This window comes from Paenibacillus sp. Marseille-Q7038, assembly GCF_965111595.1.
This window is the reverse complement of sequence record NZ_CBCOOM010000001.1, coordinates 438,884-455,041: the sequence shown is the minus strand read 5'-3', so window position 1 is coordinate 455,041 and position 16,158 is coordinate 438,884. Positions and strand designations below refer to the sequence as shown.

Sequence of the window (16,158 nt, the reverse complement as noted above, 5' to 3'; positions counted from 1 at the left end):
GATGGTTTTAATTCCGTTTGTATTCCTATAGAAAAAGCACCACCTTAGTCTCAGTCACAAGTAAAATAACTTGTAACACTCCATACTGTGGTGGTGCCTCATCATATTAAAATTATCGCTAACATACTGATCTATATCCTGCACAAGCTTTTGTAATCTACTTTACAGGCCCCAAATTAATCAAGCTGATATCGGACAACGTGATGATGTTATCGCCGTCTTCCGCACCCGAAAGATTACCCATATCGAATGAAATTCTAGTATTAGGATAACTTTCCTCTGTCGCATCGAATGTAAAGGTGAAAAGTTCTTCTTCTGTAGTCAAATCAACCTGCTGTCCGAAAAATCCATGCCATGCATAGTTGGATGCTTCATCGACCCATCCGATGCCTAAGTTCATTATTCTGGGCTTCTCGGCTTTCGCCTTAAAAGTAACTTTGTATTTATAATCTTGCTGAATGCTAAACCCTTCGTTAATGACTTGACGATCCCAAGGGTTCTGCCCGGCATCTCCAACTTTGGCTTGGAGATGCTGGTTACTCACACTCATCTCAAGTTCCTTGGGATCACCGTCCACATGAGTAAACCAACCTTCCGTTCCTTTGGAAAATTCTCCGTTTGGAATCAGATTCACGTGAATAGGCTGTCCACCTTGGTCCGCACTCTGATTCACCTCAATTAACGATACGTTATGGATGGACACGGTATGCGGTTCGGTTGATAACGGATACCCTAACCCAAAGGCAAGTACAGCTGCGGGGTCCGAAGCACCATTCATCGTAAATGTATAAGCATATTGTTGCTTACGTTCGGTTAGCTCGATTTTTTCATTCATATATTTTGTATAATCGCCTTCACTTTTTGAGACGACAGCTTGCACTGATCTCGGAGTGGATGCAGATACCTCGAATGCGAGCCGGTATGTCTTTCCTTCATCAAGTTTTATCTGTTGCTGCTGCAGCAAGACACCTGACCAATCATCATTACTTGTGCCGGGTAACTGAATCAACACTCCTCCGCCTTCGGCATCAGAAGTTGTCAGATCATTAGGAATCTTCTCCCAATGCTCTTGGGATGCTGCAAATTCTCCATTTTTCACCTTATTCTGCGAAATATCCACCCAGCGTGTATTATAATCCTTACCTTCAAAATCTACATAATAATGTTTGCCAGCCGTTAGAGAAACGGGTGGAAAGTACACTGTATTATATGACTGCCATCCACCCGTATCCCCAAGATCGTATACAGACTGTGCAACCGTAGTGCCCTGTTCGTCTTTGATGCTGAAACGGACACTCGAATCATTGTTCGCACTAGCCATTCGGGCAGATAATACATAATCGTCGTCATCAGCTACATCAATCTTGTATTGGAGGAGATCCCCTTCTTCCATATGACTGATATGCTGGCCGCCTTCATCTGAATTCTCCAGTTGTAAGTCCTGCATGGACCAGGCTTCCGTTGCGGGTATATGTGCGTAGCCATCAACGGAAATAGGATTTCCACGTTTTGTTAGACGGACATTGTCCACATAGACGGTACCTGAAGAGCTACCGAATAACAGCTTAAACTCAGAATTTGCAGTTGGCTCTCCATCTCCAATGCTGATTTCCCCGGTATACGTCTTCATCTGCTGGTCAAGCTGAATGTTCTGACCCTGATGAATCTGTATGGAATGTCCTTCACTGCTAATCAGATCAATGTCCATACTGCGCGGCGCATCTGCTTTGGCTTCAAAAGAATAACCATAGGTGGTATTCGCCTCCAGCTTCAAATCTCCTTGATTCACCGCAACCTGCTCAGGATCTCCATTTGTTTTTTTCACATCAACAACCAGTTGACGTTCCATGATCGGGAATTTCAAGAAGTTGTTCACGCTGATATCAGCTAAAGCATTTTCAGCAATGCTACTTGACCAGAACCCAAGACGGTTCTTGCCTTGATCAAACGTTCCATTAAAGATGTAATTGCCATCAGGCAGCGGCTTCCGCTCTACAGTCAGCGGATCTGCTTCTCCTACCTCGCTCAGCTTAACATTAGAGATCAGAACGGTATGATTATCCAATCCTAAATTAAATTCAAATCTGGCATTATTGTCTGTTCCATCTCGCATGTCAAATGTATACTCGTATTTACTCCACTCTGTCGTGATCGCAAATGGGTGATCTCCCGAGTAATTCGTCCAACTTTTTTCAAATTGGGTCACCTTAGAAGAGATCGTACGATTTGCTGACGCCTTCGCGTCGAACTCTATCTTGTATTTTTTATTTTTCTTCACGTAGATCGGCATCTGTGTGAGCTGAACTGAATAGTTTTGAGTCCCCTCTTTGTCAATGCTCACCTGCACTGCTTTTCCTTTTTCTACATCATCTACAACCTTGACATCTCCTGCCCCATCCGCGTTTGTAATGAACTGCCATTGCTGTGGAACACCACTTGCTTCCGCACCTTCCAAGAAACGGTCATTGTGAATCTGGTTGCCATCCGCTTGTGGTTCACGCTGTGCTTCAGGCTCTATTGGATCTGTTGTCACATCAGGCCATTCGTCTAATTTGCCGTAAGAATAAACGCGAACAAAATCAACGTTCATCGCTTCTGAAGTAAAGTCATTATCAGGTGATCCCGGCCAATCTCCTCCAACCGCCAAATTCAGAATCAGGTAGAACGGACGATCAAAAGGAGCAGGAAACGTATAGTATTCCGGCTGACCCGAAGCCTTTGTCTGCCAATTGGTCACTTCATGATGCAGCTTGCCATCAACATAAAACCGTATCATTCCTGGGAGCCATTCCACTTGAAAATCATGATAATCATCAGCGAATGATTCCCCATCCGGAAGTGTGATGCTACCCTGATCGTGTCCATGAGACCCATCGGGCTCCACACTGTCATAATGCAAGGTACTGTATATTTTGTTGTGGCTCTCTTCGCCACCAATCAGCTCCATAATGTCGATCTCTCCAGAGGCAGGCCATCCTCCGTAATGTGCTTCGTCTGTCGGCATCATCCAAAAAGCAGGCCACATACCTTGTTCTTTAGGGAGTTTCGCACGTACAACCACTTTACCGTATGTGAAGTCGCCTTTTCCCATGGAGATGAGTTTACCGGAAGTGAATTTTTGACCGCTTTTCTCTTCGCGTTTTGCTTCAATTTGAAGAACGCTTCGATCCTCATCTTTTACAATGCGGGTATTATTCGGACTATAGTATTGCATTTCATTGTTATAGACTAGACCCGTGTCCTGTACTGTCCACTTGGTATCATCAATAGCAGGTCCGTTAAATTCATCATTCCAGACAAGCTTCCAGTCTTCATCAGGAATTGTCATTGGTGGCTTCTCATTTGACGGGCTATCTGGTACTGATGGTATTTGTCCACCCGGAGAAGATGGATTGGAAGTGCTCGAATCGGTTGTTGAGTTACCAGGCTGGGAGGGAACAGGCTGTGTAGATTCTCCTTTAATAGAAGTAACAAAGCCTGGTTTTACTGTTTCGCCATTAACAACCACATTTGCTGCATCGACTTTCAGTTTGTTAATTTTCCCTTTAGAATTAATCTGTGTCTGATCTGCTTTTGTGAGGACCGTTAATGAATCGACCGAGCTATCTGAGGAAAGTTCCACACTAGCTTTCTGCATAACGGTTATCTCTTGTACGTTACTGCCTTCTTTAATTTTCACACTTACAGGCTCTCCGCTTTTGTCAATCACGATACGATTCAGCTTGGAGTCGCTGATGTCTATGGAATGACTGCCGCCGCCTTTAACAATGACACTTCCTGTAACACTTACCCCTTGAAGTACAATGGACCCATCCCCAATTCCTTCTGTAAGCAGTAAGTTTCCTTTTACGACTGTGTTTTTGAGTGTAATATCTGAAGACCGAACAATCAGATTCCCCTCTACGCTGGATTCATAAGTTCCCGGAGAGGTTTTAATATCCGCGATCATCGCAGCTAGGAGACCTGCCGTCTCTGCACGTGTGATTGGAGATTTAGGATGTAACTTACCCTGATAACCCTTCATGATATGGTTATTCGTTAAGTAAGTAAGCGCTTTCTTAGCGTAGCTGGAAACATCCTTTGCATCATGAAACTTCGACAGTTCACTTTCCTCTTCCACTCCACTCGAGAGCTGAAAAGCACGATCCACCATTACGGCAGCTTCCTGACGAGTTATCGGTTGTTTAGGAGATAGATGATTCTCATCGGTTCCTTGGATAATTCCTGACCCGTTTGCTCTTGTCACCGCATCATAGTACCAATCCCCTGCGGTAACGTCCACAAACGAATGAGACTCTGTTCCGCCTGTAAATCCAAACACACGATCGAGTATCATAACAAACTCAGCTCGGTTAATCATATGATTCGGCTTGAATGTACCATCTACATATCCTTGCAATAAATTCATATCTTGCATACGGAATACTGCAGACTGAGACCAATGACCGTTCAGGTCTTTATAGGGAACAGAGGCTTGCAGGCTTTTCGCCTGCAAGTCTCCCATTTTCACCTGCGTATCTGCACCTTCCGCTCCAGAAAATGATGGAAAAAAGAGTGAAGCTGTTAAACACCCTGTAACCATACATGCCAATCCTTTTTTCATCCTATATCCTCCATTAGCCTAGTTTTCCTTGCTTAGCCTTTAACCGCCCCAATGACGATTCCTTTAACAAAAAAGCGTTGCAAAAATGGATATACAAGCAAGATCGGCAGCGCACCGATAAAGATTTGTGCTGCGCGTACGGTTCGCTGTGAGATATTCTCCAGCATAGAAGGATCTACATTAATTTTACTGAGATCTTGCTGAACAATGATGGTTTGTAGCAAGGAAGCAAGTGGATAATCTTTAATATCAGACATGTAGATCATGCCATCGAACCAAGAATTCCACTGGGATACCATTGTGAACAAGGACAGGGTAGCGATAGCTGGAAGCGACAGTGGAACATAAACCAAAACGAGTGTTTTGATATGTCCTGCTCCATCCAAATAAGCGGCTTCCTCCAGTTCTTTTGGTAATCCACGGAAAAAGTTCATCATCAGGATGACATTCCACACGGACAAAGCTCCTGGCAAAATGAGTGCCCAGATCGTATTCATCAAACCAAGCTTTTGTACAAGAATATAGCTTGGAATAAGTCCGCCGCTGAATAGAATGGTGAACACAAAAAACCAAGTGTACCATGAACGCCCTTTGAAACTGGTATCTTCTTTCGACAGGGGAAAAGCTGTAATCAGCATGATGACGATACCAATGATTGTAGCTAGTATGGTTCGATTGACAGATACCCAAAGGGAATTGATAAAGTTTGAATTTCCGAATGTTTTTACATAGGCGTCCGTCGTAAAACCAATGGGCCAGAATGTAACCATATTGGAGGAAGCCGGCGCCATACTGCTGAATGAAACGGCTAATATGTGAATGATCGGCAGAATACAGAGTAACGATAAAATACCAAGGAACGTGTAGTTGACTATGCTGAATATTCGATATCCTTTTGTTTTATAATACAAGCTGCGTTTCTCCTCTCTAAAAAACTCTATAGTTGGCTAGTTTGTAAGCAAGTCTGTACGAGATCACGATCAGAACGGTAGCTACCACAGATTTGAATAATCCTACCGCTGTAGCAAAACTCATCTTCCCGTTCAAAATTCCCAGTCGGTAAACAAAAGTATCAATGATATCTCCTTTGTCATACACAAGCGGATTGTACAGGTTGAAAACCTGGTCAAAACCGGCATTTAGAATATTACCAATGGAAAGCGTCATAAGCACAATTGTGATCGGTATCAAAGCCGGAACCGTAATGTGCAGCGTCTGCTTGAACCGGTTAGCCCCGTCCACTTCGGCCGCTTCATAAAGCGCCGGGTTAATCCCTGCGAGAGAGGCAAGAAAGACGATAGTCCCAAAACCAAATTCTTTCCAGACGTCGCTGACGATCAGCGTTACCCGAAACCACGTACCATCTCCAAGGAAAAAGATCGGTTCCCCTCCAAGTGCTACGATAAGCTGATTCACAATCCCTCCTTGCGGAGACAAGATGTCAAGTAAAATCCCGCCGAGTATGACCCATGAGAGAAAATGCGGCAGATAAACCAGCGTTTGGCTCACTCTTTTAAAACCAACCAGTCGTACTTCATTTAATAAAATGGCAAACAACAAAGGGGCAATCAGCCCTGCCACAATCTTAAAAAAGGCAATAAAGAGTGTGTTCCAAACGACTTGACCAACGTCAGGATATAAAAACAGGTAACGGAAATTGTCCCACCCTACCCATTCAGATCCTGAAAATCCAAGGTATGGTTTGTAATCTTGAAAAGCGATTACAATTCCGCCCATCGGTATGTACTGAAACACCAGCGCGAGTAATACGGCTGGAATGAGCATCATATGCAATGGCCAGTTCCGCTGGAAATTCCAGCGCTGTCTCACCCTGGTAGAACGCTGTTTATGCGTTGTTTTTAAAGTATGTTCCTTCACCCCTGCATCCCCCATGTTCTAATTTTTATATTTTACAAGTTAACCCAAACTTGTATAGTAAAATTATAACAATGGGATTTTGCGATCTATATCCTAATATTGCAAGAATGATATGAATATTTTAATGAGATGAGGAGGCAGAGCTTTGCTTAACCGTTTAAATGTTTTTACTAAAATTGCATTGTTAGTTGTGATACTGCTTATTCTGGTTTTGTTCCTCTATACCTACTCGAATAGAGAAAGCGTAAGAGTCATTGAACATGAGATTCAGAACAACACGAAGAATCAGCTATCGACTTTTGCAGAATCCGTGGAGTCCAACATTTATCAGTTGTCCCTTTACGGGATATCGATTGGACAGGATTCCAGTATTCAGGAGTATCAACGTCCCGACTACAAAGATATTCCCTATGAGCGTGCCAAAGCGGGAAGTGCCATTCTAGAGAAGATAAATCTGTATAATGCAGCAAGCAAATGGCATTCGACCATTACCTTGTACTTTCCCCGTATGAAAAAAGTAATATCAACTGACTATTATGCTTACATACCTTACAGAGAAAATGAGTTTGCAGAACCACTCTCTCAGTCCTGGACCTACGACGACAATCAATTTATCTGGCATACTACCGATCCGACGACAGCGATGAGCAATCCTAGTAAGGCCAAGTTGATTACCAAAATTAGTTTTCCAGTTCACCATCTCAAATTGCTGCTTAATCAGAATAAGTTAAACAACAAAGGCGACCCTTTTATGTTTCATCCTGATTTCGGCTTAATTAGCAACAGCACGGAGAAGAGTACCCTGAAATCCATTCTGCCTTCACTGCAAAGCGCAGAACTGCAAGCTAGAGGCGGATTCAGAACAACACTGGATGGAACCGATTACTACGTCTCCTATATTCAATCCAAGAGTCTCGGTTGGTACTATGTGGATTATGTACCTATGCAGCAAATATTAAAGCCGATTACAAGCAGTCGTAACCTGTTCTATGCCTCTATCGCTGTCTTAATCGTGATGAGCATCCTGGTTCTGTATACGCTCTTTCGCAGTGTTCAGGTCCCTCTTCTTCAACTGGTGAGAGGAACAAATCGCTTATCCACCGGGGACTTTTCCGTGCGACTGAATCACACTGCACATAACGAATTCAGTCTCTTGTTCGCTAGGTTCAACATCATGGCGCAGCGTATTCAGGAGTTAATCGAAAATGTGTACGAGGAGAAACTGAGAAGACGCGAAGCAACCTTGAAGCAGCTGCAATCCCAGATCAATCCACATTTTCTCTATAACTGCTTGTTCTATATCAAAAATATGGCGAGAATGAAAAATGAAAAAGCGGTGGTGGCCATGGCACTGAATCTAGGAGAATACTACCGGTACATAACAAGATCGGAAAATGACATGGCAACCATACGAGAAGAATTAGCAATGGTGAAAAATTATCTTGAGATCCAATCGCTTAGACTAGAACGTATGCATTTTACAATCGACGTTTCCCATGCTATTTTAGATAAAACGGTACCCAGGTTGACCCTCCAGCCTATTATTGAGAACGCTGTCATTCACGGACTCGAGCCTAAAGCAGAGAATGGGGAAATCAGAATATATGGGGACTGTAAAGATGGTGTATATACGCTTACGGTGGAAGACAGCGGACTTGGCATGTCAGAGAAACAGCTTGAACAAATGAAATATGATCTCCTTAAACCGCTGGATGAGAATATGGGCTGCGGCACGTGGAATGTTCATCAGCGTTTATCTTTTCTATACGGTGAAGGAGCAGGTCTGACCTATCATCATTCTTCACTCGGCGGGGTTAAAGTGGATATCATATGGCACGACAATACTAACAAGTAGGTGAATTACCCATGCTGCAAATTTTATTAGTGGATGATGAACGTTCAGTGGTCGAGACGCTGGCGGAGACCATTCCTTGGGAAAACTGTGGGATTGGCACTGTCCATGAGGCGTTATCTGGAAAATTGGCACTTGAAATTATGGAAAACCATGACATCGATATTGTAATCAGCGATATTCGTATGCCTGAAATATCTGGCATTGCACTGATTACGGAGATCCATAAAAGATGGCCCCATGTACAAACTATTCTGCTGTCAGGTCATGCCGATTTTGAATATGCAAAGCAGGCGATGGCTCAAGAAAGCTTTGATTATCTACTCAAGCCTGTAAGTGACGAAGACCTGATTGATTCAGTCCAACGTGTCGTCAATCGAATTCAGAACAAATGGGAAACCGCGGCATCTTATCAAAGAGCATTAAACGCTTTTCAGGATAATCTGCCACTACTGCAATCTACGATGCTCCATGAGCTGCTGACTGGTAAAACCTATGATCGAAAGACGCTGACAGATAAACTTGAGCTGCTGGAACTTCCCTATACTATAGGAGAAGATTTAGCAATGTTGATTATTCGCATGGAAGAACATTTTTCCGAGATGGGAAGCAGCGATATTGCTCTCATGGAGTATGCCATCTGTAATATCATTAATGAAGTTGTTCAAGCCCATTTTCATATCTGGCATACCCGAGATGTTCATGATTATATCGTTGTCCTGGTGAGTGTGAAGGACCCAAGCAAGAAGTCCTCGAATAAACACGAGACTCCTCAGACGATGCTAGAACAATATGCTGCCCAGATTCAAACGAACGTTCAGGCGTACTTAAAGGGAGCGATCTCAATCTCTGTTTCCCATTGGGGAGAGTTTCCGAATGAGATCGGTGAAATTTATGAGCGATCAGTTATATCCATGCGTAAGCGGATGGGACAAGTCCAAGGCTTGTTCGTTACCGCTTCCGACGAAAAAAATGTGCCCTCTCTTTATACAATCAGGTCGCTTTATAAACCGCCGACTTTAATAAGTCTGTTAGAAGCCGGACGTTTCCAAGATGCTGAACTGAAGATCGAACAGATCTTTGAAGAGCTGTTGCATTCAAACGAATATCATGATATCGCAGAGTCAACGATTGAAGTGTACTACGCTTTAGCTGGTGCATTTACTTATATCATACATAAAAATGGGAAACAGCTCTCTTCCATTCTACCAGTAGAGTCCTATCGTTACTTTCAAGCTCCTAGCTATTCGACGACAAAGCAATTAATGGACTGGTCTATACGAACACTGCATTACATCCGTGATGACGCTGAACAAGAGCTGAAGGACAATCACAGCACGATCGTTCGCAGTGTACAAAGTTTTGTCGATCTCCATCTGGCTTCCGATGTGTCCCTGCCGGCGATTGCTGACCATGTACACCTGCATCCTGTCTATTTGTCCAAAGTCTATAAATCGGAGACGGGAGAAGCACTTACAGCCTACGTCTACCGATTAAGAATGGAGAAGGCAGCGTATTACTTACGAACTTCAACTGCCAAGATATTTGAAATTTCAGAGCTCGTCGGTTACAACAATACCGCCTACTTCATTCGTGTATTCAAGAAATTTTATGACGTTACTCCGCAGGAATATCGGGAAATTCTGCCCGTTTAAAAAAGAATCAAGATTAGATTTAAGCCCGTTACTTCTATGTTACTAAATTGCGAAAAGGCATTGCCGGAGTTTTCCCGACAATGCCTTTTGCGATGTTAATCTTTTGTTGAAATTTGCAGTTTATGTGTAATCTACCTTCCCTGCAATGCTTACTTTCCGCTCTGAACGGACTGATACCATTCGTTTACTTCTTTCGTCATCTGATCCCCGCCTGAAGACTTCCACTTCTCAACGAAGGAGTCAAATGCATCAATTGAAGTTTTACCATAGATGATTTGGGAGAATGTATCCTTCTCCATCTTGGTCAGAATATCATTATTCATCTGCATCGTCATCGTTGGCGCACCAGTAAACATTTGCTTAAGAGAGATATCCTTTTGATCCAGAACAAGTTTTGCTGCTTCCAGCATCGCTGTTGGAACACTTGCATGTAACTTTTTCTCAAATGGCGTTGATGGCGTCTCACCATTTGCCAGCTTCGCCAGCGTATTCATACTAAGACTTGGAATCCGCGCCCCATCAAAGGCCAATGTGTATTTCTCAGGAGCATAACCTTCTGTAAGACTTGGATCCGTTGACGGTTTGCCGTCAACTATAACATAATCGTATCCTTCAGCAAATCCATATTCGAATTCACCGCCTGCTTGTGGGTTAGCAAAATTCTCAAACAGATAATTTTGATAGGTGAAAAACGCTTCCGGATTCTTCATGTTCTTGTTAATCAGAATAACACCATTCTCATTCGGCGTACCACGTCTACCCACTTGGCCATCGGGGCCAGAAGGAATAGGATACGCTTTATATTCAGCATCTGGATCGTTTTTCTTCACGTCTTCCAGTGGCCAAGTTGGCATCCAGTGAGGGCCAACCACAATCCCTGCCTTGCCGGCAGTGAATTCTTCAGCAGCCTTCGTCTCGTCGTATACGCCTACTTCCTCTGGGATATATCCTTTGCTCATCCAACTTTGTAATGTTGCAAGTGCCTGTTTTGCTCCTGGTGTCACTGAACCGTATTCAAGTTTTCCATCCTCTGTAAGGTTCCATTGGTTTGGCATTGTGCCATATGCTCCAAAGACCCATCCAGCATCCGACATCCAGGTATTTACCCAATTTTTGAATCCAATGGTCAATCCGAATGTATCCTTTTTACCATTCCCATCCGGGTCTTTATTTGTAAACGCATCCATAACAACTTCAAGATCATCCAATGTCTCCGGTCCTTTCAGATTGAGCTTTTTCAGCCAATCCTCCCGAATCCACATAACCGGGTCACCATTATAAGAATAATCCAGAATCGGGATACCAATGCGTTTGCCGTCTTGCATATATGGATACCAAACGGAAGGATCTTCGTTAATGGCATCTTTCCATGTATCGCTGGCATAGGTATCAAATAACTCGCCTGCATCAACAAACATTCCAGATTCAATCAACTCACGCACCAAATTAAATTCACCACGATATGAGATAATATCCGGCATTTCTGCATTGGAAGCAAGGGATAGACGAAGCTTCGTCTCGAAAGCATTATTGGTAGATGGAGAAACCCATTCATTTTTCAGCTCAATGCCCAGCTTTTCCTTCGCCCATTTGGTATGAACATTGTTATCCTGATCCTCGCCTGACTTAAACGTAACGTCTGGACCCCAGGGCCGTAGATAGCTAATTGTCACCGGCGGATCGTATTTCCCGTCTTTAAGCTCCAAGGGTGCAGATGGAGTGCTTGGCTCAGCTTCCTTGTCCCCTCCATTACCGCATCCACTCAGTACCGCAGATAGAGCTAGCATCCCTACCATTACCATACTGCCTATTCTTCTTCTTTTTTTATTTGTGTCCAACATTGCTTCCCCCAGTCTATGTAATGTTGCTTACCGTTTAATCATAATGAATGATAGATACAAATGCCCATACTAATATTACAACATTTATTGCATTAATTTAGGATATTTGAAATTGAATGTATATATTGGATAAATGATACTTGGGTGAATCTATTTTATAAGGCTATCTATCGTTACAAATTTATTGTATTAATGAGTTATAAAATGAATCCGGTTATGAGATAAAAAAAAGCGACCAGTGACGGTCGCTTCTACCTTTCTAGTTACTCGTATATCGAACCCAATCATATTCTGCATAGAGCGGGTTAGCACCGTTATATGAACCTAACCACTCATCAACCCCGGCTCCGTTCCATAAATTCATCATAATTTTGCCGGGTGTTTCGGGAATATTACTGGTTGCCGTATGTTTCAATACGCCATCCACATACCATTTGATATATCCTGGCTGCCAGTCAAAAGCATACGTATGAAATCCCTGTGATGCATCAAATCCAAGATCGATAATCTTCTCATGACCCCCTACGCCATTTGTATAATAATTAAACTGTACTTTTGTCGTGTCTTTTCCTAAGAACTCAATATCAATCTCATCCCATGGTGTGCCATCAGTGGGCCCTGTGTAAGTAAAAAAGGAAGAGACGATCCCAGGGTTCTTAGCGGGTTTCATACTCACTTCATAAAACCCGTATCCGTGACTATCGGTGGAACGATACTCACCGCAATCAAACTTGTTTTGAGCAGAACTGGTTAGACTAAGCTTAAGTTTACCATCACTTGTAAAATTAACATTGTTTGCTTGCCATGTGCAGTTAAACATTCCTCCGTTAGAGTAACCATCTGCCTTTTGCCATGTGCTTGAGTTGAAATAGCTTAACGGTTCAAAGAAAACATAACTTGCAAAAGCGCTTACCGAAGAAAATAAAGAAATCATCATAACCACCACCAACGTGTACCAAGTCTTTCTTTTCATCAACACACCTCCTGATTCATTTCAAACATGTAACGAAGTTGAGGCAAGCATTCTACCGAAATTCGGTGAATCTCTGGCTCAATAATTATAAAGCGCTTACATGTTTGTTTTTTTATTCTAAACGGATGTGGATCCATTAACTATAACAAAATTGAAAGAATAGATATTCATTTCTAAAGATAGCCATGAAAAATCCCCTCCGTTCAACAAGATGAAGCCCATCTTACCAGATGTCTTTTCTTGTCTATTAAGAGGGGATCATATCATTTCTATATTCTAATAGTAATTTTATAAGTTCAAATACTCTTTAATGCCATCAACAATGCCCTGAGCAACACGGTTCTGGAAATCTTCTTTGAACATAGCCGCTTCCTCTGTCTTGTTAGAAAGGAAACCAATCTCCAGTAATGCAGCTGGCATTTTTGTATTTCTTAATACGGATAAATTGCCTGATTTCACTTTACGATCTTTAAAACCTGTTGCACTAACCATATGTTTATGAACGATCGTAGCTAAAGCTTTATCTTGATTTTTGTAATAGAATGTTTCTGTCCCACTCGCTGACGCAGCGGCAGAGTTGGCATGGATGGAGATGAACACATCCGCTCCGAGGTCATTCGCTACCTTCGCACGACCTGTTAAAGAAACAAATGTATCATCATCTCTGGTAAGAATTACATCAACGCCCGATTCTTTTTTAAGTAATGCCTCTACCTTCAGGATCAGACTGAGGTTTAAATCTTTCTCTAATTTGCCCGTGACTCCTACTGCACCAGAATCATGATCTCCATGACCTGCATCTAGAACAATGACTTTATTGCCGTTATTTCCGTCAGGGTTCGCAGTGTTCGGCGGTATGACAGGGGTTGTCCCCGGATTCTCGGTACTTGGTGTAGATGTTGAATCTGAATTTAAGTCGAGTACCAGTAAGCTTGTCCCTTCTTGCGTCACATGGTACCCAGATGACTGTGTTAAATCGATAACAATGCGGACGGTAGAAGGTTTATCACTGAACAGAGAGTATCTGACTTTAGATACGACCGGGTAATCAGTAACTTCTAAAGTACCTGCTCCCTGCTGATTCAGATCTTGTCCATACGTTGAACTAAATTTAGTATCAGGCAGATCAATGACAATTCGATCAGGTCCAGTCATCGTGAATACTTTAGGAATAACTTTACCGCTTGTTGCAATCAGCAGACGATTCTCGCTGAAGCTGAGCCCGCTTATTTCAGTAAGACCACTAGGATTTATTACCGTACTGTTTTCCCCTTCACTAGGGGTTGTAGGTGAACCCGCTGGAGGCTGACTACCTGCTCCAGATCCACTCTCATCCTGCAGATATACTGTCTTTGTCGTATTGTTCCATTTCACCTTCATTCCGAACTGCTCTCCTATGAAACGCAGCGGAACCAAAGTCGTTCCCTTTCTAAGGACGGGCGCATTGTCCAGCTTTACGGATTGTTTATCAACTGTAGCATTTTTGTTATTTACGACCATTTTAATGGTGGAGCCATTTTGCTCTATAGTAACGGTGCCTGTTTTTTGTTCCCACTTAACGCCATAGCCGAGTTCCTCTGCCACCATACGGATTGGAATCATGACAGATTTATTAATAATCTCGACTTTCGTATCGCCCGTCGTTCCAAGCTGTTGATCGTTAAGATAAATCTTAGCTTGTCCACCGTCTGCATGACTGAGCCCAGGAATCACCCATAACCCTACAAACAACAACATGAATAGAACAATTTTCTTCAATCCTTCACACATCCTTTTGGTCGTCTAGTAAACTCGCCGGCATCCAACATTTTTTTACATTCACTACTATAATGAACGCAGAAATCTGGTAATAGTTGCGTCTATAATGACCTTTTCTTTTCCGTTCTGTCATAAAATTGAAACCTGAAATCCCCTATATATATCGGTTTCTTTACTCTTTTTCTGAATATTACATTTCTTCTATGTTTTCTGAACATCTATGAAACTTATTTTTTGATATCGTGTGTATACTATATATCCAACAGAACCACCGATTACGTTTAGTAAAAGGTCATCAATATCTCCAGTTCCCACTCGTAACAAAGTCTGCATACACTCAAGAAAAATGATAAAAGCACTAAAGAATAGAATGAACCTACCATAGAACCAGGGACGAGACAGCGATGCTGGAATAAGAAAACCCAGCGGGATAAAAACTGCAATGTTACCAATCAAATTTATTGCTGAATCGATTACATTATCTAGACTCAGATTCCTCACATAAGCTGAAATCGTATGTAATGGGATCAGGTTATATCGGTAGTTACCATGAATAGATCGATGAAATCCAGCAAACATAAAATATAGGAGCATTACTAAATAAAGAAAAAGGATCACCCGATAAAAAGTTTGTTGCTTCAATCCTTACATCCCCTTTCTCTCTACATAAGACCACTCAGAGGCATTAGACTACTCCATGTCGATCTTGTGTAACCAAGCTGCAACCCTGCTCGCTGCATATTCCGAAAGCTTGAAGATAGATACGAGGCTTGTCCAACGATGAGATGACAACCCTCCTGAACTGCATCTCTCATTCTCCGCTCAATTAGCAGGGCTTGGATTCCTCTATTTCGGTATGCCGGCAAGGTAGTTGCAAAGGTCAATGAGGCGGTGTTTTCTTGAATATAAGCTGCAGCTGCGCCCACGGGTTCGTTATTATCATAGGCTACATAATACTTCCATCCTCTTCTTCCATGAAGAATACGGTTGTTATCTGCAATATGCTGTTTCCCTGAAATCGGTAATCCTGTTCCTAGACAATGAACCGTAGCATAATCATCAAATTGATTCGAGTTAATTTCTATAATTTCTACGCTTGCCTTGTCTTTTGTCCATTTCTCTAACGGAGAAGCCCTCTTTTTCTTACATTCTGTATATAACGTGGTATGAAAAGAAGATTGAAAAAAACCTTGCCTAGCTAGTGATCTAAACAGTGTTGGCTCTGCTCTGAGAGGAGTAATCTCTATATGCGGATTACGGTTCCTTGAGCGATAAAAGGAAATAATTTCGGATAGATATGACTCTTCCGCTGAACCCATTCCCTTCACTGTATTAAACTGAGGCCAGGGCATCTCCCTACTGTAAAAAGCGACAGCTTCTCCAAAATACCGAGTCTCCATACCCATTGGATTCCCCGGTCGCTCTTCCATTGCTCTCATTCGGTCTATCATGTACTCCATCTCAGAACGTTCGAGACGCTCGGCAGTGCTTACTTCGAGTACTTCATCTTTCATGTTCTGACACCTTCCCCATTTTTTTGCTCTATTCGCCTTTTATCTATCATAGTCCAATACCTATATTTTGCCAATTTAATCCCG

10 protein-coding genes are annotated in these 16,158 nt (G+C 42.5%); 2 read left to right on the top strand and 8 right to left on the bottom strand.

Going from position 1 to position 16,158, the window contains the following annotated elements; all coding sequences use genetic code 11:
- Nucleotides 1-157: 157 nt before the first annotated feature.
- From ACWPWY_RS02305 to ACWPWY_RS02295, 3 genes are read right to left on the bottom strand one after another with little or no spacing between them, the layout of a single operon-like run.
- Nucleotides 158-4,603, bottom strand: a complete 4,446-nt coding sequence (locus ACWPWY_RS02305; protein WP_454190207.1) for a carbohydrate binding domain-containing protein — start codon at nucleotides 4,601-4,603, stop codon at nucleotides 158-160.
- A gap of 32 nt (nucleotides 4,604-4,635) precedes the next feature.
- Complete coding sequence (locus ACWPWY_RS02300; protein WP_454190206.1) at nucleotides 4,636-5,514, bottom strand: carbohydrate ABC transporter permease; 879 nt, start codon at nucleotides 5,512-5,514, stop codon at nucleotides 4,636-4,638.
- Nucleotides 5,515-5,530: 16 nt separating this feature from the next.
- Nucleotides 5,531-6,391 (bottom strand): ABC transporter permease, encoded by an 861-nt coding sequence (locus ACWPWY_RS02295; protein ID WP_454192768.1) that lies wholly within the window; start codon nucleotides 6,389-6,391, stop codon nucleotides 5,531-5,533.
- Between the two features lie 235 nt (nucleotides 6,392-6,626).
- On the opposite strand from ACWPWY_RS02295, the gene ACWPWY_RS02290 reads away from it, so the two are divergent.
- On the top strand, nucleotides 6,627-8,336 hold the full coding sequence (locus ACWPWY_RS02290) for a sensor histidine kinase (RefSeq protein WP_454190205.1): 1,710 nt from the start codon (nucleotides 6,627-6,629) through the stop codon (nucleotides 8,334-8,336).
- Nucleotides 8,337-8,347: 11 nt separating this feature from the next.
- Nucleotides 8,348-9,988 carry a response regulator transcription factor gene (locus ACWPWY_RS02285; RefSeq protein ID WP_454190204.1) on the top strand — a complete coding sequence of 547 codons (1,641 nt, stop codon included), beginning with the start codon at nucleotides 8,348-8,350 and terminating at the stop codon, nucleotides 9,986-9,988.
- A gap of 149 nt (nucleotides 9,989-10,137) precedes the next feature.
- Here ACWPWY_RS02285 and ACWPWY_RS02280 read toward each other — a convergent pair whose 3' ends face one another.
- The 5 genes from ACWPWY_RS02280 to ACWPWY_RS02260 form a co-directional block, all read right to left on the bottom strand.
- Nucleotides 10,138-11,829: an extracellular solute-binding protein gene (locus ACWPWY_RS02280; RefSeq protein WP_454190203.1), complete on the bottom strand. Its 1,692-nt coding sequence runs from the start codon at nucleotides 11,827-11,829 to the stop codon at nucleotides 10,138-10,140.
- A gap of 259 nt (nucleotides 11,830-12,088) precedes the next feature.
- Complete coding sequence (gene bglS, locus ACWPWY_RS02275; RefSeq protein ID WP_454190202.1) at nucleotides 12,089-12,802, bottom strand: beta-glucanase; 714 nt, start codon at nucleotides 12,800-12,802, stop codon at nucleotides 12,089-12,091.
- Nucleotides 12,803-13,090: 288 nt separating this feature from the next.
- On the bottom strand, nucleotides 13,091-14,560 hold the full coding sequence (locus ACWPWY_RS02270; protein WP_454190201.1) for an N-acetylmuramoyl-L-alanine amidase: 1,470 nt from the start codon (nucleotides 14,558-14,560) through the stop codon (nucleotides 13,091-13,093).
- A 201-nt stretch (nucleotides 14,561-14,761) separates the two neighbouring features.
- A complete protein-coding gene (locus ACWPWY_RS02265; protein ID WP_454190200.1) occupies nucleotides 14,762-15,202 on the bottom strand; it encodes a VanZ family protein in 441 nt (146 codons plus the stop codon).
- A 20-nt stretch (nucleotides 15,203-15,222) separates the two neighbouring features.
- Nucleotides 15,223-16,074 carry a GNAT family N-acetyltransferase gene (locus ACWPWY_RS02260; protein ID WP_454190199.1) on the bottom strand — a complete coding sequence of 284 codons (852 nt, stop codon included), beginning with the start codon at nucleotides 16,072-16,074 and terminating at the stop codon, nucleotides 15,223-15,225.
- Nucleotides 16,075-16,158 lie beyond the last annotated feature (84 nt).